General features: G+C 38.4%; 22 protein-coding genes and 1 other annotated feature. All 22 genes read left to right on the top strand.

The genetic code is table 11. The features are described from left to right. The first annotated feature begins 319 nt into the window (after window positions 1–319). The 22 genes from sigG to pyrE all read left to right on the top strand — a co-directional run bounded on the left by sigG (window position 320) and on the right by pyrE (window position 21358). Window positions 320–1096 (top strand): RNA polymerase sporulation sigma factor SigG, encoded by a 777-nt coding sequence (gene sigG / locus J2S13_RS07090; protein WP_307257044.1) that lies wholly within the window; start codon window positions 320–322, stop codon window positions 1094–1096. A gap of 141 nt (window positions 1097–1237) precedes the next feature. Further along, on the top strand, window positions 1238–1513 hold the full coding sequence (locus tag J2S13_RS07095) for a YlmC/YmxH family sporulation protein (RefSeq protein WP_307257045.1): 276 nt from the start codon (window positions 1238–1240) through the stop codon (window positions 1511–1513). 66 nt (window positions 1514–1579) lie between these two features. Further along, window positions 1580–2422 carry a peptidoglycan editing factor PgeF gene (pgeF, locus tag J2S13_RS07100; protein WP_307257046.1) on the top strand — a complete coding sequence of 281 codons (843 nt, stop codon included), beginning with the start codon at window positions 1580–1582 and terminating at the stop codon, window positions 2420–2422. Next, the gene (locus J2S13_RS07105; protein WP_370873978.1) at window positions 2400–3077 is read left to right on the top strand and encodes a YggS family pyridoxal phosphate-dependent enzyme; all 678 of its coding nucleotides are present in this window, start codon (window positions 2400–2402) and stop codon (window positions 3075–3077) included. The genes pgeF and J2S13_RS07105 overlap by 23 nt, the downstream gene beginning before the upstream one ends. A gap of 114 nt (window positions 3078–3191) precedes the next feature. Continuing rightward, complete coding sequence (locus tag J2S13_RS07110; protein ID WP_307257047.1) at window positions 3192–3632, top strand: cell division protein SepF; 441 nt, start codon at window positions 3192–3194, stop codon at window positions 3630–3632. A gap of 8 nt (window positions 3633–3640) precedes the next feature. Then, window positions 3641–3901 carry a YggT family protein gene (locus J2S13_RS07115; RefSeq protein WP_307257048.1) on the top strand — a complete coding sequence of 87 codons (261 nt, stop codon included), beginning with the start codon at window positions 3641–3643 and terminating at the stop codon, window positions 3899–3901. A 178-nt stretch (window positions 3902–4079) separates the two neighbouring features. Then, window positions 4080–4853, top strand: a complete 774-nt coding sequence (locus tag J2S13_RS07120; protein ID WP_307257049.1) for a YlmH family RNA-binding protein — start codon at window positions 4080–4082, stop codon at window positions 4851–4853. 83 nt (window positions 4854–4936) lie between these two features. Further along, on the top strand, window positions 4937–5446 hold the full coding sequence (locus J2S13_RS07125) for a DivIVA domain-containing protein (protein ID WP_307257050.1): 510 nt from the start codon (window positions 4937–4939) through the stop codon (window positions 5444–5446). Window positions 5447–5502: 56 nt separating this feature from the next. Then, window positions 5503–5742 (top strand) — a binding site (T-box leader). Window positions 5743–5878: 136 nt separating this feature from the next. Further along, the gene (gene ileS / locus J2S13_RS07130) at window positions 5879–8647 is read left to right on the top strand and encodes an isoleucine--tRNA ligase (protein WP_307257051.1); all 2769 of its coding nucleotides are present in this window, start codon (window positions 5879–5881) and stop codon (window positions 8645–8647) included. Between the two features lie 155 nt (window positions 8648–8802). Then, window positions 8803–9081: a TraR/DksA family transcriptional regulator gene (locus J2S13_RS07135; RefSeq protein ID WP_307257052.1), complete on the top strand. Its 279-nt coding sequence runs from the start codon at window positions 8803–8805 to the stop codon at window positions 9079–9081. A 232-nt stretch (window positions 9082–9313) separates the two neighbouring features. Next, entirely contained in the window at window positions 9314–9817 is a 504-nt protein-coding gene (gene lspA, locus J2S13_RS07140; RefSeq protein WP_307257053.1) for a signal peptidase II, read from the top strand. Then, window positions 9789–10700, top strand: coding sequence for an RluA family pseudouridine synthase (locus J2S13_RS07145; protein ID WP_307257054.1), 912 nt, complete (start codon window positions 9789–9791; stop codon window positions 10698–10700). Before lspA ends, J2S13_RS07145 begins: the two co-directional genes overlap by 29 nt. 209 nt (window positions 10701–10909) lie before the next feature. Next, window positions 10910–11449 carry a bifunctional pyr operon transcriptional regulator/uracil phosphoribosyltransferase PyrR gene (gene pyrR, locus J2S13_RS07150; RefSeq protein ID WP_307257055.1) on the top strand — a complete coding sequence of 180 codons (540 nt, stop codon included), beginning with the start codon at window positions 10910–10912 and terminating at the stop codon, window positions 11447–11449. A 161-nt stretch (window positions 11450–11610) separates the two neighbouring features. After that, on the top strand, window positions 11611–11805 hold the full coding sequence (locus J2S13_RS07155; RefSeq protein ID WP_307257056.1) for a hypothetical protein: 195 nt from the start codon (window positions 11611–11613) through the stop codon (window positions 11803–11805). Between the two features lie 44 nt (window positions 11806–11849). Then, a complete protein-coding gene (locus J2S13_RS07160; RefSeq protein WP_307257057.1) occupies window positions 11850–12782 on the top strand; it encodes an aspartate carbamoyltransferase catalytic subunit in 933 nt (310 codons plus the stop codon). Then, the gene (gene pyrC / locus J2S13_RS07165) at window positions 12745–14034 is read left to right on the top strand and encodes a dihydroorotase (protein WP_307257058.1); all 1290 of its coding nucleotides are present in this window, start codon (window positions 12745–12747) and stop codon (window positions 14032–14034) included. Before J2S13_RS07160 ends, pyrC begins: the two co-directional genes overlap by 38 nt. Further along, on the top strand, window positions 14031–15128 hold the full coding sequence (locus J2S13_RS07170; protein WP_307257059.1) for a carbamoyl phosphate synthase small subunit: 1098 nt from the start codon (window positions 14031–14033) through the stop codon (window positions 15126–15128). Before pyrC ends, J2S13_RS07170 begins: the two co-directional genes overlap by 4 nt. Continuing rightward, the gene (carB, locus tag J2S13_RS07175; protein ID WP_307257060.1) at window positions 15121–18336 is read left to right on the top strand and encodes a carbamoyl-phosphate synthase large subunit; all 3216 of its coding nucleotides are present in this window, start codon (window positions 15121–15123) and stop codon (window positions 18334–18336) included. The genes J2S13_RS07170 and carB overlap by 8 nt, the downstream gene beginning before the upstream one ends. Then, window positions 18336–19112: a dihydroorotate dehydrogenase electron transfer subunit gene (locus J2S13_RS07180; RefSeq protein ID WP_307257061.1), complete on the top strand. Its 777-nt coding sequence runs from the start codon at window positions 18336–18338 to the stop codon at window positions 19110–19112. The genes carB and J2S13_RS07180 overlap by 1 nt, the downstream gene beginning before the upstream one ends. Next, window positions 19109–20050: a dihydroorotate dehydrogenase gene (locus tag J2S13_RS07185; protein WP_307257062.1), complete on the top strand. Its 942-nt coding sequence runs from the start codon at window positions 19109–19111 to the stop codon at window positions 20048–20050. The genes J2S13_RS07180 and J2S13_RS07185 overlap by 4 nt, the downstream gene beginning before the upstream one ends. After that, window positions 20022–20732 carry an orotidine-5'-phosphate decarboxylase gene (gene pyrF / locus J2S13_RS07190; RefSeq protein ID WP_307257063.1) on the top strand — a complete coding sequence of 237 codons (711 nt, stop codon included), beginning with the start codon at window positions 20022–20024 and terminating at the stop codon, window positions 20730–20732. The genes J2S13_RS07185 and pyrF overlap by 29 nt, the downstream gene beginning before the upstream one ends. Then, window positions 20732–21358: an orotate phosphoribosyltransferase gene (pyrE, locus tag J2S13_RS07195; protein WP_307257107.1), complete on the top strand. Its 627-nt coding sequence runs from the start codon at window positions 20732–20734 to the stop codon at window positions 21356–21358. Before pyrF ends, pyrE begins: the two co-directional genes overlap by 1 nt. Window positions 21359–21392 lie beyond the last annotated feature (34 nt).

The following is a 21392-nucleotide window of genomic DNA, read 5'->3' on the forward strand; positions in this document are numbered from 1 at the left end:
CTCAAATTATTGAACCGCCGTATACGGAACCGTACGTACGGTGGTGTGAGAGGGTCGAACGAATCAAAATTCCGATTCGTTCACTCTACTCGATTGTGAGGAAAGAAGAGATTTTTAGCGAATTATAAAGGTTGAGGGAAAATTCGAAAATAATGAAATAATTAAACTTTTAATCATTTTAATGATTAGAAAGTATGAAGTATATCAACGGTTCACACTTCATTTATGAAGAAAGTGCACTAGACAGGCTATGCATATTTTTTCCTTGCGGGGGGATACTGAACTTTGAAACTGTAGCTCCTGCAAGGAGGGAATTCAATTGACTCGCAACAAAGTAGAAATTTGCGGTGTAGATACTTCTAAGCTCCCTGTACTGAAAAACGAGGAGATGCGTGAGCTTTTTAAAGTGATGCAAGCTGGCGATCTTTCTGCTCGAGAAAAGCTCGTCAATGGGAATCTTCGCCTCGTACTAAGTGTTATTAAACGCTTTAATAATCGTGGAGAATTTGTTGATGACCTATTTCAAGTAGGTTGTATTGGTCTCATGAAATCCATAGACAATTTTGATTTAGGTCAAAATGTAAGATTCTCTACCTATGCAGTCCCGATGATTATCGGTGAAATTCGCCGTTATTTAAGGGATAATAATCCGATAAGGGTTTCCCGTTCCTTAAGGGATATTGCCTATAAAGCATTACAAGTACGGGAACGACTAATGAGTAAGACATCAAGGGAGCCGACAGCGGAAGAAATTAGTAAAGAACTTGAAGTTCCCCATGAAGAAATTGTGTTTGCTTTAGACGCAATACAGGACCCGGTGTCATTATTTGAACCGATTTATAATGACGGGGGAGATCCAATTTACGTCATGGATCAGCTTAGTGATGACAAAAACCGCGACAGTCATTGGGTAGAAGAACTGGCATTAAAAGAAGGAATGAAAAGATTAAATGATCGAGAAAAATTAATCATTCGCAAACGCTTTTTCCAAGGGAAGACTCAGATGGAAGTTGCGGAAGAAATTGGAATTTCACAAGCCCAAGTATCTAGGCTTGAAAAAGCAGCCATTAAACAAATGAATAAAAACATTAATTAGTTTTTTGAAAGTGTAAAGTTACATGAAAACAACTGAATTGAAAGATTTTTCAAGACCCTTTAATGATTTTTAAAGGGTCTTTATCTTGTTTTCATGCATATATTTAGGTAATAAGTTTACATGGGAAAGCGGGGAATACGGATGGTTCGCATTTCTGAATTTCAAGTGAAAGATGTTGTTAGTGTTTCCGATGGTCGGAAATTAGGAAATATATCCGATATTGAAATCGACCTTGATACAGGTCGGATCGTCGCAATCGTAATTAGTTCTGGAGGTAAGTTATTAGGCTTTTTTGGAAAAGAAGAGGATACCGTCATTCCTTGGAACCAAATTGTGAAAATTGGCGAAGATGTTATACTTGTTCGCTATAAGGATTCATATTATACTCAAGCCAAACTAGAACAACCTAAAGCATGAAAATAAAGTGACTCTTATTGTGTCATTATGGTAAACTAAAGAAAAAATGGTCGGGAGAATTGTCAAATGATGGAGCCGTTTCAATTAGTAAATGAAAGCTATTATTTGATCAAAGATTGGCAAATAAAAGATCCCTCACTTGTTGCAGGTTTCACCACAAGATTTGGGGGTGTCAGTGGAAAGCCGTTTGATGAATTGAATATGGGATTTCATGTAGGGGATCAAGTAGAAGACGTTCGTATAAATCGAAAGCGGTTGGCCAATTCGATTTCATTCCCTATTGACGAATGGATTGGGGCAGAGCAAACCCACAAACATCATATTCAATATGTAACATCGCTACATAAGGGGAGGGGCGCTCTTCAGTACGAAGACAGTTTACTTGATACGGATGGATTATATACAGATGAGTCGAATCTTTTCTTAACGTTATGCTATGCTGATTGTGTCCCTATTTATTTTCTTTCATTTGAGAAGAAGAAAATAGGAATCGTCCATGCCGGATGGAAAGGGACCGTACTCGGAATTGCAGCTGAATTAGTGAAAATATGGAAAAATCTAGGAATTCATGAAGATGAAATCCATGTTGTGATTGGCCCCTCCATTTGTGGTAATTGTTATATTGTAGATGACAGGGTGATCAACCAGGTGAAGAAGCGGCTATCTCCTAGCCAGGAGTTGCCATTTACCATGAAAGAGACGGGTCAATATTATTTAGATTTGAAGCGAATGAATGAATTGATCCTGAGGGAAGCAGGAATACCGAAACTTCAAATTCGAACGTCAAAGCTTTGCACGAGTTGTGATCATCGGTTTTTTTCCCATCGGAGGGATCATGGAAAAACAGGTAGAATGATCGGGTTTATCGGTTGGAAGGAGAATGGAAATGGTGGAAAAGGTAGTAAATAATTTAGAGATGATTCGGAAAAACATTGCGGATACGTGCCAACGCATCAATCGAGATCCTGCAGAAATTCAAATTATTGCTGTAACGAAATATGTATCAACAGAGCGAGCCATGGAAGCGTTAGATGCTGGAGTTTCTCACCTTGGTGAAAACCGTGATGATGGATTAATACATAAATATGAAATCCTAGGAGACAAGCCTACATGGCATTTTATCGGTACATTGCAAACAAGAAAAGTGAAGAATATCATCGATAAAGTATCATATATTCATTCCTTGGATCGGCTCTCTCTTGCTAAGGAGATCCATAAAAGAGCGGACAAGCCTATCTCTTGTTTTGTACAAGTGAATGTATCTGGGGAACAGTCGAAACATGGATTAGGGGAAGAAAGCGTAAAGGAATTTATTCTTCAATTAGAGGAGTTATCCCATATTCGAGTCGTTGGACTTATGACGATGGCACCTTTAACCGAAGATGAGCAAATCATCCGGTCCTGCTTTCGCAAATTAAAACAGCTGCAGCAGGAAATACAAAGTTTGAATTTGGAATATGCCCCATGTACAGAACTTTCAATGGGGATGAGCAATGACTATTTAATTGCAATCGAAGAAGGGGCTACATTTGTAAGAATTGGTACAGCACTTGTAGGCGAGTAAAAAATATAGACGGTTTTAGGATGAATCTCGAAACTATGTTTAAAAAGAGGACTGACTAGTCACTTTTTAGCTATTCGGATCCGCATAATGCTATAGTAATGGGAGGAATAATCGATGGGAATTAAATCGAAATTTAAAACGTTTTTCTTTTTAGATGAAGAAGATGAAGACGTTAAAGAAGATGGCGATCTAGATGAACATACAACATCGTCCAATCAAGTAAAACAGCAGCCTGTTAAACAAAATGTTGTGAGCTTGCAAAGTGTCCAGAAATCCTCTAAAGTTATTTTGATAGAGCCAAGAGTCTATGCGGAGGCGCAAGAGATTGCAGACCATCTAAAAAACCGTAAAGCGGTTGTGGTCAATTTACAACGGATCCAACATGATCAAGCCAAAAGAATTGTGGATTTCCTAAGTGGCACAGTCTACGCAATTGGTGGAGATATTCAACAGCTTGGCCCAAAAATATTTTTATGCACACCAGATAATGTCGAAGTCTCCGGTAATATTTCCCAGATGATGGAAGGCGATGAAATTGAAAATACAAGGTGGTAATAAGTAGAATGATTATTGTGATTCAGGGTATCGCGTTCCTTATTGAAATTTATTCATGGGCGCTCATTATTTATATTTTAATGTCATGGTTTCCAGGGGCTAGGGAAAATGCATTTGGCCGATTTTTAAGTTCTATTTGTGAGCCTTTTTTAGAACCTTTTAGGAAAATCATTCCTCCACTTGGCATGATTGATATTTCCCCAATTGTTGCCTTTATTGTGTTGAACCTAGCCAAAAAAGGGGTACAACAACTATATTTTTGGTTTTAATGAAAAGGACATTCCTCCATCCAAAAGTTCATGTATTCCGCTTTTATACAAAAAATCAAAAGACATGAAAGGAAGCGAACGGTTGGGAACCGGCTTCCTTTTTTCATAAAATAAAACTAGCCGTACGTCACAGGCAGGTGGCAGAAAAAAGGTATAACTGTAATTTGGAGAGAGAACAATGACTATTTATCAACATTTTCGCCCAGAAGAACACGAATTTATTGACAAGGTTTTAGGTTGGAAACAGATAGTGGAATCTCAATATGCCCCTAAGCTCACTGATTTTCTTGACCCGAGAGAACAGAAGATTGTTCAGTCAATCGTCGGAAATCACGGAGAGATATCGGTTTCTTTTTTTGGTGGTACTGAGCAAGCAGAGAGGAAGCGAGCCCTAATTTTTCCTGAATATTTTTCCCCAGAAGAAGGCGATTTTAATCTAATATTGTTTGAGGTTACATATCCAAAAAAGTTTATTGTCCTCGAGCATCGAAATGTACTTGGAAGTCTTATGGGATTGGGGTTACGACGTGAAAAATACGGAGACATATTGGCGGATGGAGATTGTTTCCAATTCTTCGTTACAAATGAAATCAAAGATTATGTGAAAATGAATCTAGATCAAATTGGGAGAGCCTCTATAACATTAGAGGAAAAGCCACTACATGAAGCTGTTCAGACAAAGGAGATATGGAGGGAACGTATGATTACAACAAGTTCTTTACGATTGGATACCATTCTTTCCTCCTTTACCCATCAATCAAGACAAAAAGTACAAAACCAAATTAAGTCAGGGCTTGTAAAAGTAAATTGGACGACTGTAGAAGAGACTTCATTTGAATGTGATGAAGGCGATGTCATTTCAGTAAGAGGAATTGGAAGAAGTAGGATTATGTCAGTTAATGGGAAGACTAAAAAAGAAAAATGGCGAATAACTATAGGAACAATGAATTAATTTCTAAAAATTGCAGGAATTCCCCCACAATTCGTCGAAAAACCATTATAATATACATTAGAGTTTTGCTTGGAGGTGGCTAAATGCCTTTAACGCCGTTAGACATACATAACAAAGAATTTAGTCGGGGTTTTCGCGGTTATGATGAAGATGAGGTAAATGAGTTTTTAAATCAAGTGATTAAAGATTATGAACTTATTATTCGTGAAAAAAAGGAATTGGAAGAAAGACTAGAATCATTAAACGATAGACTAGGTCATTTCACCAATATTGAAGAAACCTTAAATAAGTCCATTTTAGTTGCACAAGAAGCTGCTGAAGAAGTAAAAAGTAATGCTCATAAAGAAGCAAAGTTAATTATTAAGGAAGCTGAGAAGAACTCAGACCGCATTATCAATGAAGCGCTATCGAAAGCTCGCAGAATTGCGATTGAGATTGAAGATTTGAAAAAGCAGTCCAAAGTATTTCGTACCCGTTTTAAAATGTTAATTGAAGCCCAGTTAGATTTATTAAATAATGATGATTGGGATCATTTAATGGAATTTGAAGTGGATGCAACGGAGCTAACCAGTTTGCAAGAAGAAGAACGTTAATCTTGACGAATCATGATTTCATTTTTTATAATGAGAAATTAAGAGCTGAATTTAAAGAGTATACGATGATAGGGAGAGTACATTCCTTAAGCTTATAATTGTCATACAACAGCGAACTAGGGAAGGTGGAAGCCTAGTATAAGCCGGGAAATGGAAAATCACCCTTGAGTACTTGATTCGAACGTATGATGACTAGTAGATGATAGCGACGCATTCACGTTAAGAATGTTAAGTGGGTAAACAAGATATGTTTACCAATTTGGGTGGTACCGCGGGTAAGCCTTCTCGTCCCTTTATAGGGATTGGAAGGCTTTTTTTATTGTTTTAAATAAACCTATTTTCTATCATCGTGTTTTTGAATAAGGAAAATGGTTGAATCAGTTTATTTTTGGAAACATATGTATTAGGAACCTATTAGAGGAGGTTATGAGGATGGAGTTTAAAGATACTTTATTAATGCCAAAAACGAAATTCCCAATGCGTGGGAATCTTCCGAAACGTGAGCCGGAAATTCAAGAAAAATGGGAAGAAATGAAGATTTATGAAAAGGTACAACAACGGACAAAAGGACGTCCCCTTTTTGTATTACATGATGGCCCCCCTTATGCTAATGGAGACATCCATATGGGGCACGCGCTTAATAAAATTTTAAAAGATTTTATTGTTCGCTACAAATCAATGAGTGGTTTTCACGCACCATATGTTCCGGGGTGGGACACTCACGGACTTCCAATTGAGCAAGCTTTAACAAATAAAGGGGTCAAACGAAAAGAAATGACCGTTGCGGAATTCCGCAAACTTTGTGAAAAATATGCTTATGAACAAATCAATAATCAAAGGGAACAGTTTAAACGATTGGGAGTACGTGGAGACTGGGAAAACCCATACATTACATTAAAACCTGCTTTTGAAGCACAACAAATTAAAGTGTTTGGGGAAATGGCGAAGAAGGGCTATATCTATAAAGGAAAAAAACCAGTATATTGGTCTCCTTCTAGTGAATCTGCTCTTGCTGAAGCTGAAATTGAGTATAAAGATAAACGCTCACCATCTATCTATGTTGCGTTCGACGTAAAAGATGGAAAAGGCGTGTTAGAAGAGGGCACGAAAATCATTATTTGGACGACAACTCCTTGGACAATTCCAGCTAACCTAGGGATTTCTGTACATCCTAACTTAACTTATGTGGTCGCAAGCGTGAATGAAGAAAAGTTTGTCATTGTTGAAGATTTACTTGAAGAGGTTAAGAAGGAGTTGGAATGGGAAGATCTACAAGTAACGAAAAAGGTTAAAGGATCTGAGTTGGAGTATGTCGTGGCGAAACACCCGATATATGACCGTGATTCATTAGTAATGCTAGGGGAACATGTCACAACTGATTCTGGTACTGGTTGCGTACATACGGCACCAGGACACGGGGAAGATGACTTTCTTATTGGAAAGAAATATGGTCTTGATGTGCTTTGTCCTGTCGATGATAAAGGTCATATGACAGCAGAAGCTCCTGGGTTTGAAGGATTGTTTTATGATGCAGCGAATAAACCTGTGACAGAAAAACTGGAAGAAGTGGGAGCCTTATTAAAATTAACATTCATTACTCACTCCTATCCACATGATTGGCGGACGAAGAAACCTGTTATTTACCGTGCAACTGCCCAATGGTTTACTTCGATTGAAAAATTCCGCGATGAATTATTACAAGCGGTGAAAGAAACGAAATGGGTACCAGCATGGGGAGAAACAAGATTATTCAACATGGTACGGGATCGTGGAGATTGGTGTATTTCTCGTCAACGTGCGTGGGGAGTTCCAATTCCAGTGTTCTATGCGGAAAATGGGGAAGCCATTATTACAGACGAAACGGTCCAACATATTTCTGATTTGTTCCGTGAATTCGGTTCAAATGTATGGTTTGAAAGAGAAGCGAAGGATTTATTACCAGAAGGATTTACTCATCCAGGAAGCCCGAATGGCGAATTTACAAAAGAGATGGACATTATGGATGTGTGGTTTGATTCAGGTTCTTCTCATCAAGCTGTCCTAGTTGAACGTGAAGAGCTCCAACGTCCAGCTGATTTATATTTAGAAGGTTCAGATCAATACCGTGGATGGTTTAATTCCTCTTTATCAACGGCTGTTGCGGTTACAGGGAAAGCTCCATATAAAGGAGTATTAAGCCATGGATTTGCACTTGATGGGGAAGGCCGCAAGATGAGTAAATCATTAGGAAATGTCGTTGTACCAGCTAAAGTGATGAATCAATTAGGGGCAGATATTCTACGTCTATGGGTGGCTTCTGTTGATTATCAAGCAGATGTGCGGGTTTCTGATGCGATTTTAAAACAGGTTGCTGAAGTATATAGAAAAATTCGTAATACATTCCGCTTCTTACTCGGAAACCTTGCTGATTTTGATCCGAAAGAAAATGCTGTAGCATATGAAGAACTTCGCGAAGTGGATCAATTCATGTTAGTGAAATTAAATCATTTGATTAAAGAAGTTCATCATTCATATGAACATTTTGAGTATGCTGCCATCTATCATGCGATCAATAATTTCTGTACAGTCGATTTAAGTTCTTTCTATTTAGATTTTGCCAAAGATATTCTTTATATTGAACCTGTTAATCATGAAGATCGTCGAGCGATTCAAACCGTTTTATATGAATGCTTAGTATCTTTAGCGAAATTATTGTCACCAATTCTTTCTCACACGACTGATGAAGTATGGCAATTCATCCCGGGTGTTCAAGAAGAAAGTGTTCAGCTAACAGATATGCCGACATATAAGGAATTACCAAATGCTCAACAACTAGAAGAAAAATGGAATCAATTTTTGGCATTGCGGGATGATGTTCTAAAGGCACTTGAAGAAGCTAGAAATAACAAAGTCATCGGAAAATCCTTAAACGCAAAAGTCATCTTATATGTGAATGAGGAAATGAAGTCTCTTCTTGACTCCATTAAAGAAGATTTGAAACAATTATTTATCGTTTCGAACTTAGAAGTGGCTGGAGATTTAGAAGTTGCACCGAAAGAAGCCTTAGCGTTAGAACATGCGTCTATCGTGATTGAAAAGGCAGAAGGTGAAACATGTGAGCGTTGTTGGATTGTAACACCAGATGTCGGTCAGAATGAAAATCATCCAACTTTATGTCCTCGTTGTGCTGAAGTAATCGAGACGCATTATACTTGCCAATAATCTAGCTTATTTGAAAACAGCTTTGAATAAAGATTTTGTTAAAAAGAATCAGTAATTAAAAAAAGAAGCTTTGGATAATATTATCCAAAGCTTCTTTTTCTTTCATCGTAAGTCCTCTCTATTCTTAGGGATAATAATGATATGGAGGGATGATGATGGAACAAAAATTCGAACAGATTTACAATCAGTTGCAAGAAATGTATGAAGAACTATCAGATGTCACCTCAAATCGGGAAGAAATTCAAGTATATATTGACCAAGAAAAATTAGATATTAAAAGGGCACTTCAAAAAATAAAAAATGGGCATTATGGTTTTTGTGAAAATAGCGGTCAACCAATTCCATATGAATGGGTAGAACAACTCCCTACAATTCAAACATTGGACGATTGGGATCAGTGTATTCAACATTATGGAAGGAAGAGTTTTTATTAAGGAAAAGAGGACATCTTAGATTTATCCCACCTTAACGGGCAGTAAAACCTCCTCCTCAAAATGTTGGAATATAAGAAGATAGGTGTGGATGATCACTGCCTTAAAGGTCCGATATTTTGTGGTAAATTCTTTTTTGGCATCAAGGAATCTTTTAGTATTCATCCGAAATCATTGTAGCTGGAAAAAATTTTATGATAAAATGCAGAGGAAATCATTTTTTATTAAGATTTAAATGGAGGTTTCCTTTGTGTACTATATTATTGCCTTATTTGTTCTACTCTTAGATCAATGGACTAAATGGCTTATCGTTCAAAAAATGAACATTGGGGAGCAAATCGAAATCATCCCTAACTTTTTTTACATTACATCCCATCGAAATCGTGGGGCGGCGTGGGGAATGTTAGAGGGTCAAATGTGGTTGTTTTATATTATTACTGTAATCGTTATGATCGGAATTATTTATTACATGAACCATTATGCGAAAGATAAGCCACTAATGAAAATAAGTTTAGCCTTTTTATTAGGTGGAGCTTTGGGGAATTTTATCGACCGGGTATTTCGTCAAGAAGTAGTGGACTTTATTAATACGTACATTTTTAGTTATGACTTTCCAATCTTCAATATTGCTGATTCTGCATTAACGATTGGTGTCGTGTTACTAATGGTCGCCATGTTTAAAGAAGATCGGGAAGAAAAGGAGAAAGCAAATGGAAATAGTCGAACACATCATTCCTGAACAGCAACAAAATCAACGGATTGATAAATTGGTTTCAAGTCTAAATAGGGAATGGTCAAGAAGTCAAGTGCAAGAATGGATTAAATTAGGATTTATTAAAGTAAACGGACAAACGGTCAAACCAAATTATAAATGCTCCACAGATGATCGTGTCACGATTACGACACCAGAACCTGAACCAATACATATCGAGCCGGAAGAAATGGATCTTGATATTTATTATGAAGATAAGGATGTATTAGTTGTCAATAAACCTAAAGGGATGGTTGTTCATCCAGCACCTGGTCATTCCAGTGGAACATTAGTCAATGGTTTAATGGCCTATAGTGATCATTTATCCACCTTGAATGGAATTTTAAGACCGGGGATTGTGCACCGAATTGATAAAGATACGTCAGGTTTGTTAATGATTGCAAAAAATGATTTTGCACATGAAAAATTAGTTCAGCAATTGGTAGACAGAACGGTTACACGGAAATATCAGGCCATTGTTCACGGAAATATTTCTCATGATGCAGGCACCATTGATGCACCTATTGGACGTGATCCTAAAGATCGCCAAAGCATGGCTGTTGTGGATAATGGAAAACATGCTGTGACCCATTTTCATGTATTAGAACGATTCTCTTCTTTTACATGGGTTGAATGTAAACTTGAAACTGGTAGAACCCATCAAATTCGTGTGCATATGAAATATATTGGATTTCCATTAGCAGGGGATCCTAAGTATGGTCCGAGAAAAACATTACAAACTGACGGACAATTGTTACATGCCGGAATCATCGGATTTAAACATCCACGAACAGAAGAGTATCTAGAGTTCGAAGCGCCATTACCCAATGAGTTTACAAAGGTTTTAGATTTTTTACGACAATCTCATTGACAAATTTCTCAATAAACATTAAGATAATAACAGTTCAATAAGAGCCTTTAATACAGTCCAGAGAGGCTGAGAAGGAAACGGAAAGATTAAGGACGCCTTAATCTAATCATTTACGCGCTAGCTGTGTAAATTTTCCCTCTCGCCAAATTGGTGAGAGGATTTTTTGTTACATAGGACCGTTTCCTATAAAGGAAAGAGGTGAAGGATGAATGCAAAAAGCAATTGTACTCGACCAGCCAGCCATAAGGCGAGCATTGACGAGAATTGCCCATGAAATCATTGAACGAAATAAAGGAATTGAAAATTGTGTGATTGTCGGTATTCGCACGAGAGGAATTTATTTGGCAAAAAGACTAGCTGAACGAATCCAGCAAATTGAAGGTGAGGAAGTTCCAGTTGGTGAAATCGATATTACCTTATATCGTGATGATTTAACGATAAAAGGTGAAACGAATGAACCAGAAGTAAAAGGTTCCCAAGTTCCAACAGATATTACGAATCAAACGGTCATTCTCGTTGACGATGTATTATTTACAGGTCGGACTGTTCGAGCAGCATTGGATGCATTGATGGATTTCGGTAGACCCTCACTTATTCAGTTAGCCGTTCTTGTAGATCGAGGACATCGAGAACTTCCAATTCGGGCTGATTATGTTGGAAAGAATATTCCCACTTCAAGAGGAGAAAAAATTGTCGTGGAGTTAGAGGAAGTCGATCAATTGGATCAAGTAAGTATTTACGATAAATAAATAACCCTTTAATTGTAGTCCGAGAGGCTAACAAAGGGGAACAAGGGGAGCGCTCGAGTAATAGAGTGACTGACCCAGTGTACCCTCTTTGAGAAAACAAAGAGGTTTTTTTGTAAGACCGCGGTTAATGGTAAGAAAAGGGCGCCTGCAGCAGGAATCAATTGCCAAGTTTAAACGGAGCCCTATATAAAAAAATAAAGATTCACCTTTTAAGAAAGTACAGTGAGACGTTCAAGGGTGTAGGAAAAAAGCAAAAGAAGTTTGCTAAACACCTTGGAACGGTTGATGGTCAAGGTGTTTTTTTATCCAAATTTTCGCGAATCTTAATGGTTGTTGGATGGACAAAAGTAAAATAGTAAAAAGTGTAGATAGACGAAAAATGGAAAAAGGAGAGATTCTCATGTTAAGAAATGTCGTTTCAATGAAAGATTTAAGTAAAGATGAGATTCTGTCAATTTTAAAACAAGCTAGAAAATTCACACTTGGTGAAAAATGGTTTCCAAGTCAACAAACATTTGTGGCCAATCTTTTTTTTGAGCCAAGTACTAGAACGAAAACGAGTTTTGAAGTAGCTGAGAGAAAATTAGGATTAGATGTTGTACCTTTCGAGGCTGGCAGATCAAGTGTTTTGAAAGGTGAAACATTATATGATACGGTCCGCACGTTAGAATCGATTGGAATTAATGCTGTGGTCATCCGCCATGATGCAGATGAATATTATCATGAGCTTGTCAATAATGTGAATATTCCTGTCATCAATGCAGGAGATGGGTGTGGACAACATCCAACCCAATGTTTACTTGACTTATTTACGATTCATCAACAATTTGGCCAATTTGAAGGGCTGAAAATTGGTATTGTCGGAGATGTTCGCCATAGCCGAGTTGCCCATTCAAATGCGGATGCTTTAAAAAAATTAGGGGCTGAAGTAAAATTTTCTGGACCTTCTGAATGGTTTGAGGAAGAATATGTACAGTCAGGGGATTATCTACCTTTCGATGATCTCATTCCTGAGGTGGATGTGCTCATGCTCTTGAGAATTCAACATGAACGCCATAACAGTGAAAGCGCGATGTCGAAGGAAGAATATCATCAATCATATGGATTGACAGTGGAACGGGAAAAAAGAATGAAAGAAAACAGTATTATCATGCACCCTGCACCAGTGAATCGTGGTGTTGAAATTGCAGATGAACTTGTAGAATGTGAAAGATCAAGAATCTTTAAGCAAATGGAAAATGGTGTATATATTCGAATGGCTGTATTAAAAGAAGTCTTAGAAGGGAGAATGGCAAATGAATTGGCTTATAAAAGACGGAAGTATTCTATCTAACACAGGTGGACTAGTAAAGAAAGATATAAGAATTCAGGATCAGAAGATTGTTGAAATCGGAGAAAATTTAGAACCAGTTTCTGAAGAAAAAATCTTTCAGGCAAATGGACATCTTATTACTCCCGGCTTTGTGGATCTTCATGTCCATCTACGTGAACCAGGCGGTGAAAGAAAAGAAACGATCGAAACAGGCACGATGGCAGCGGCAAGAGGTGGATTTACAACGATTGCTGCAATGCCGAATACAAGACCAGTACCAGACACTGTGGAACATGTAAGAGATTTGCAACAACGTATCAAGGAAACAGCACATGTAAGGGTACTTCCATATGCATCGATCACGATTAGAGAAGCCGGAAAAGAGTTAACCAATTTTGCAGAATTAAAGCAAGAAGGTGCCTTTGCCTTCACAGATGATGGTGTAGGTGTACAGAATGCAGGGATGATGTTTGAAGCGATGAAACAAGCCGCTGCTATCAATGGATCGATTGTAGCTCATTGTGAAGAAAATACGCTCATTTATGGCGGAGCCGTGCATGATGGAGAATTTGCCAAAAAGCATAATATTCCGGGAATTCCATCTATATGTGAAGCAGTACATATTTCCAGAGATGTTCTGTTAGCAGAAGCTGCCGGTTGCCATTACCACGTTTGCCATATTAGTACGAAGGAATCTGTACGAGCAGTCCGTGATGCTAAGAAAGCAGGAATTCGAGTAAGCGCAGAAGTAACTCCTCATCATTTATTGCTTTGTGAAGAGGATATTCCTGGTTTAGATACGAATTTTAAAATGAATCCACCATTGCGAAGCCGAGAGGATCGCGAAGCATTAATTGAAGGCTTAATGGATGGGACGATTGATTTTATCGCAACAGACCATGCTCCACATACAGAGGAGGAAAAAGCAGTAGGCATGAAAACAGCCCCATTCGGAATCGTAGGGCTTGAGACAGCCTTTCCGCTATTGTATACAAATTTTGTCGAAAAAGGTCTAATGTCATTAAAGCAATTGGTTGATTGGTTAACGATTCATCCCGTAGAAACCTTTCAATTGCCATATGGAAGATTAGAAGTCGGACAATTAGCAGATATTGCCGTCATCAATCTAAAGGAAGAAAAAGAAATTGATCCGCAACAATTCGCATCAAAGGGAAAAAATACTCCATTTAAAGGTTGGAAGTGTAAAGGTTGGCCAGTGGCGACATTTGTAGATGGGAAACTTATTTGGCAGGAAGGAATGGTTAACGCATGAACAAACAACTCGTATTAGAAGACGGAACAATCTTTGTGGGAAAAGGCTTTGGAAGTGATAAAGAAACGAGTGGCGAAGTCGTCTTTACAACAGGAATGACAGGATATCAAGAAGTGCTATCAGATCCTTCTTATTGTGGTCAAATTATTACCTTTACTTATCCGTTAATTGGAAACTACGGGATTAATCGTGATGATTTTGAAACGATTCATCCAGCTGTAAAAGGTTTAATTGTAAAAGAACAAGCACAGTTCCCTTCCAATTGGAGAAGTGAAATGTCCATTGATGAATATTTAAAAATGCGGGATATTCCCGGAATTGCAGGGATAGATACGAGAAAATTAACGAGAATCATTCGTCAATATGGAACATTAAAAGGAGCCATTGTTTCTGCAGACGTAAATGTCCAAGATGTCATTGAAAAATTAAAAAACACTCCATTACAGAAAGACCAAGTCAAACAAGTGTCAACAAAATCTGCATACCCAAGTCCAGGACGTGGATTCCGCGTTGTTTTGATAGACTTTGGAATGAAACACGGAATATTGCGCGAGTTAAATAAAAGAGATTGTGATGTCATTGTTGTCCCTTATAACACGACAGCCGATGAAATCATTCAACTAAATCCAGACGGTGTTATGTTATCAAATGGACCTGGTAACCCGAAACATGTACCTGAAGCAATCGACACTCTTAAAACATTGATCGGAAAGGTACCAATATTTGGAATTTGCTTGGGTCATCAATTATTTGCCTTAGCAAGTGGAGCTGAAACCTTCCAATTAAAATTTGGACATCGTGGATCCAATCATCCTGTGAAAGATTTAGAAACAGGGAAAACAGCTTTAACTTCACAAAACCACGGATACGCGGTGGATGAAGATTCTCTTAAAAATACGAAGTTAGAAGTGACTCATGTCGCATTAAATGACGGTACAATTGAAGGGCTGAAACATAAAGAATTTCCTGCATTTACTGTTCAGTACCATCCAGAGGCATCTCCTGGTCCAGAGGATGATAATCCATTATTTGATCGCTTTATTGAATTAATGAAAAAACATAGTGCTACTCGAAAGGAGATTCATCATGCCTAAACGTACAGATATCGAAAGCATATTAGTTATTGGATCAGGTCCTATTATCATTGGACAAGCAGCCGAGTTCGATTATGCAGGAACTCAAGCCTGTCTCGCACTGAAAGAAGAAGGGTATCGTGTCATCTTAGTGAACTCTAACCCTGCTACGATCATGACGGATACAGAAATTGCCGATAAAGTCTATATCGAACCTATTACGTTAGATTTTGTCAGTCGTATTATTCAAAAAGAGCGTCCTGATGCGATTTTACCAACATTGGGCGGGCAAACGGGACTGAATATGGCTGTTAAACTTGCAAACGCTGGAGTATTAAAAGAGTATGGAGTGAAAATATTAGGAACAGAACTTTCAGCCATCGAAAAAGCAGAAGATCGTGACTTATTTAGAAACTTAATGAATGAGTTAGGAGAACCTGTTCCTGAAAGTGACATTGTCCATTCACTTGAAGAAGCGTATAAATTTGTTGAAAGAATCGGGTACCCGATCATTGTTCGACCTGCCTATACACTAGGCGGAACTGGTGGAGGAATTTGTGAAAATGAAGAAGATTTAATCGAGATTGTATCAAGTGGCTTAAAGAATAGCCCAGTAAACCAATGCTTACTTGAAAAGAGTATTGCAGGATACAAGGAAATCGAATATGAAGTAATGCGTGATAGCAATGATAATGCCATCGTAGTTTGTAATATGGAAAACATTGATCCGGTAGGAATTCATACAGGGGATTCAATCGTTGTTGCACCGAGTCAAACATTAAGTGATCGCGAATATCAATTGCTTCGAAATGTTTCCTTAAAAATTATTCGTGCTTTAGGAATCGAAGGTGGATGTAATGTCCAATTAGCACTTGATCCATACAGCTTCAACTATTACATCATTGAAGTGAACCCACGTGTTAGTAGATCATCGGCACTCGCATCGAAAGCGACAGGTTACCCGATCGCAAAATTAGCAGCAAAAATCGCTGTTGGATTAACATTGGATGAAATTAAAAACCCTGTAACTGGGAGAACATATGCATGCTTTGAACCAACACTTGATTATATCGTTACCAAAATTCCACGCTGGCCATTCGATAAATTCGAATCAGCCAATAGACATTTAGGAACACAGATGAAGGCAACCGGTGAGGTTATGGCGATCGGTCGTACATTTGAAGAATCGATTTTAAAAGCCGTCCGCTCACTCGAAAGTGATGTATACCATTTGAATTTAAAAAATGGCGAACAACTCTCGAATCAACATATCGAAAAACGCATCCGAAAAGCAGGAGATGAACGATTATTTTATATCGGAGAAGCACTTCGCAGAGGAATTACAATTGAGACGATCCATGAATGGAGTCAAATTGACTTATTCTTCTTAAATAAATTTAAAGGGATTGTTAACTTCGAAAAAGAGGTGAAGGCACATCCATTTGATCAGGAAGTGGCTAGAAAAGCAAAAGAATGGGGCTTTGCTGATCGTACAATCGCTACTCTTTGGAACACAACAGAAAAAGAAGTATATGATTGGAGAAAACAACAAAACATCATTCCTGTCTATAAAATGGTAGATACTTGTGCAGCTGAATTTGAATCGGCAACACCATATTATTACGGAACTTATGAAGAAGAAAATGAATCGGTTGTAACAGATCGCAAAAGTGTAGTTGTACTCGGTTCCGGGCCAATTCGTATTGGTCAAGGGGTAGAATTTGATTATGCAACGGTTCATTCTGTTTGGGCCATTAAGGAAGCGGGATATGAGGCCATCATCATTAATAATAACCCTGAAACCGTTTCGACTGACTTCAGTATCTCAGATAAATTATATTTTGAACCATTAACGATTGAAGATGTAATGCATATCATTGATTTAGAGAAACCAGAAGGGGTAGTCGTCCAATTTGGGGGACAAACGGCCATCAATTTAGCTGCAAAATTAGTGGAACATGGTGTAAAAATTTTAGGAACATCATTAGAAGCATTAGACCGCGCAGAGGACCGTGATAAGTTCGAACAAGCTTTAGAAAAATTACAAATCCCTCAGCCTTTAGGAAGAACCGCTTTCTCTGTAGAAGGGGCAGTGGAAATTGCTAATAAGATCGGTTACCCTGTTCTCGTAAGACCGTCCTACGTTCTTGGGGGACGTGCGATGGAAATCGTTTATAAAGAAGAGGAACTTCTACTTTATATGCAAACGGCGGTAAATATTAATCCTGAACATCCTGTGTTAATTGACCGTTATTTGACAGGGAAAGAAATTGAAGTGGACGCGATCAGTGATGGTAAAAACGTTGTGATCCCAGGGATTATGGAACATATTGAAAGAGCGGGTGTTCACTCTGGGGACTCCATTGCGGTCTACCCACCACAACATTTAACAAAAGAAATAAAAGACAAAATTGTTGACTATACAATTAAACTAGCCAAGGGTTTAGAAATCATTGGACTACTTAATATTCAATATGTCGTTTCAAACAATGAAGTGTACGTTATTGAAGTCAATCCGCGCTCAAGCCGTACGGTTCCATTCTTGAGTAAAATTACAAACGTACCAATGGCCAAATTAGCGACAAAAGCGATCTTGGGCACATCATTGAAAGAACTTGGCTATACAACAGGACTTGTCGATGAAAAACCAGGTGTGTTTGTAAAAGTTCCTGTGTTCTCATTTGCTAAATTACGCCGCGTTGACATCACGTTAGGACCAGAAATGAAATCAACAGGTGAAGTGATGGGGAAAGATTATACATTAGAAAAAGCGCTATACAAAGGTCTCGTCGCATCTGGAATTACCATTCACCAAAAAGGTTCTGTTTTAATGACGGTTGCGGATAAGGATAAAGAGGAAGCATTGAGTCTCGCCAAGCGTTTTGATCTCATCGGTTACAATATATTGGCAACAAGTGGAACGGCTCAAGTGTTCAAAGACGCTGGTGTTGAAGTAGAAACGGTAGATAAAATTGGTTCGGAAGGTCCGGATTTATTGGATGTCATTCGTTCAGGCAAAGCACAGCTAGTGATCAATACCCTTACAAAAGGAAAGCAGCCTGAAAGAGATGGTTTCCGCATTCGAAGAGAAGCTGTTGAAAATGGAATCCCATGTATGACTTCTTTAGATACAGCTGAAGCGATTTTACGAGTACTTGAATCTATGATTTTTTCAAGCGAACCGATGCCTAAATCTAAATTACACAATGAAGAAATGGTGGTATTGTAATGAAAAAGCAATGGATGTCCGTTGTTTCCCATAATGCAATAGCCAAAAATATATATGAATTAACATTGTCAGGAGAACTTGTGAGAGAGATGAACGAACCAGGTCGGTTCGTTCATCTTAAAGTAAGCGAACAAATCACCCCACTTCTTAGACGTCCGATCAGCATTGCTAATATCAATCAACAAGCAAATGAATTTACAATGATTTATCGAGCGGATGGAGAAGGAACAAAAATTCTTTCAAAGAAAAAAGTTGGCGACAAAGTGGATGTTTTAGGCCCACTAGGAAATGGATTTCCTGTTGAAGCCACATCATCTGGTGAAACAGCTATTCTTGTTGGGGGTGGAATCGGTGTTCCTCCATTATATGAGCTATCCCAAAGACTTGTTGAAAACGGCGTAAAAGTCATACATGTTCTTGGTTTTCAAGATAAAGAAACGGCCTTTTATGTGGATCAATTTTCTGAATTAGGGGAAACGTATGTGGCAACGGTTGACGGTTCACTTGGTACAAAAGGATTTGTCACAGATGCCATTTCGCAATATCAAATCAAAGGAAATGTTTTATATGCCTGTGGTCCGATTCCAATGCTAAAAGCACTGGAATCCATTCATATCACTGACAAGGGTTTTATCTCATTGGAACAGAGAATGGGATGTGGCATCGGCGCGTGTTTTGCCTGTGTTTGCCATTTGAAAGAAGATCCTACTGGGACAAGTTATCGAAAAGTATGCAGTGATGGTCCTGTGTTTCCGATTGGGGAGGTTGTATTGTGAGCAGATTACAAGTTGATTTACCTGGTTTACAATTAAAAAACCCCGTCATGCCAGCTTCTGGTTGCTTCGGATTTGGACGGGAATTCAGTCAATTATACGATTTAAATATATTAGGTGCGATGATGATTAAAGCGACAACTGAGGAACCTCGATTTGGAAATCCAACTCCTCGTGTAGCAGAGACACCGGCAGGAATGTTAAATGCGATCGGTTTACAAAATCCAGGTCTAGAGCAAGTGATGGAAAAAGAACTTCCTTGGCTTTCTCAATTTGATGTGCCGATTATTGCCAATGTGGCGGGTTCACAAATTGAAGATTATGTCCGAGTTGCGAAGTACATTTCAACCGTAGAAAACGTCAAAGCATTGGAACTTAATATTTCCTGTCCGAATGTTAAAACAGGAGGAATTGCGTTTGGAACAAATCCTAATGTTGCAAAGGAATTAACGAAAAAAGTAAAGGATGTTTCATCGGTTCCTGTGTATGTGAAACTTTCTCCTAATGTAACAAACATTTTAGATGTCGCAAAAGCAGTTGAAGATGGCGGGGCAGATGGCTTAACAATGATTAATACATTATTGGGTATGAGAATTGATATAAAATCAGGGAAACCGATTATTGCGAATGGAACAGGGGGATTATCTGGTCCAGCCATTAAACCAGTAGCCATCCGAATGATTCACGAAGTAAGCCAAAATGTCAATATTCCGATTATTGGAATGGGTGGCATTACGACGGTAGAGGATATTATTGAGTTTTTCTATGCGGGCGCTAGTGCGGTGGCTGTCGGGACGGCGAATTTTTCGGATCCATATATTTGCCCGACATTGATTGAAGAACTGGATGAGTATTTAACGAATATGGGTGTATCACATATCAGCGAATTAACAGGAAGGAGCTGGAAGGATCATGGAACGAGAACCCATTATTGCTCTTGATTTTCCAACTTGGGAAAAAACGAAAGAGTTTCTACAACCATTCAAAGGACAGTCTCTTTTCGTTAAGGTCGGAATGGAACTTTATTTGCAAAACGGACCGGTCATTATTGAGAAAATAAAAGAGCAAAATCACCGAATTTTTCTAGACTTAAAGCTTCATGATATTCCAAATACGGTCAAGAGCTCAATGAAAGGACTCGCATCCCTTGGAGTCGATATGATTAACGTACATGCTGCGGGCGGAACTGTAATGATGGAGTCTGCCAGAGATGGATTGGAACAAGGGACAACGAACGGGAAACGCCCAATTCTTTTAGCCGTCACACAATTGACTTCCACTACAGAGGAGCAAATGAAAACCGAACAATTAATTTCCACAAGTTTAGAACAATCTGTTTTACACTATGCTAAGTTATCAAAACAAGCGGGGTGTGATGGGGTCGTCTGCTCGGTTCATGAGGCCAATCAAATTTCTCAAGAATGCGGATCACAATTTTTAAAGGTGACACCAGGTATTCGGATGAAAGAGGATGAAATACATGATCAAAAAAGAATTGCGGATCCTCAAACGGCGAAGAAATTAGGGTCTAGTATGATTGTGGTAGGAAGATCGATTACAAAAGTAGCGGATCCATTAGCAGCGTATGAGAAGGTTAAACAATTATGGGGAGGAGTAGAATGATGTTAAAAAAAGAAATAGCTGAACAATTATTAGAAATAAAAGCGGTGTTTTTACGACCTAATTCCCCTTTTACTTGGTCATCAGGAATTAAATCACCTATCTATTGTGATAATCGTTTAACATTATCTTATCCAGAAGTTAGACAAAGAATAGCTACTGGTTTAACAGACCTAATTAAAGATCATTTTCCCGATGCTGAATTGATTGCAGGAACCGCAACAGCTGGAATCCCGCATGCGGCTTGGGTCAGTGATCAACTAAACTTACCGATGTGTTATGTTCGCTCTAAGGCAAAAGGACATGGAAAAGGAAATCAAATTGAAGGAAAAGCAACGGCTGGAACAAAGGTTGTCGTTGTGGAGGATTTAATTTCAACGGGTGGTAGTGCCATTACGGCTGTTAAGGCTCTTCGTGAAGTAAATTGTGAAGTATTGGGAATTGTATCGATCTTCACTTATGAACTAGACAAAGGGAAAAAACAGTTAGATGAAGAAAAGGTTCAAGCCTATAGTTTAAGCGATTATTCTACCCTAATTGAAGTTGCCTTAGAAAAAGGTTATGTCCAAGAAGAAGACTTACAAACATTGAGAAAATGGCGTGAAAATCCTGAGGAATGGTTAGCATAATACATAAGATGGAGTTGATGCAAAACAATTTCAT

Source organism: Oikeobacillus pervagus, assembly GCF_030813365.1.
In the GTDB taxonomy this organism is placed as follows: Bacteria; Bacillota; Bacilli; order Bacillales; family DSM-23947; genus Oikeobacillus; species Oikeobacillus pervagus.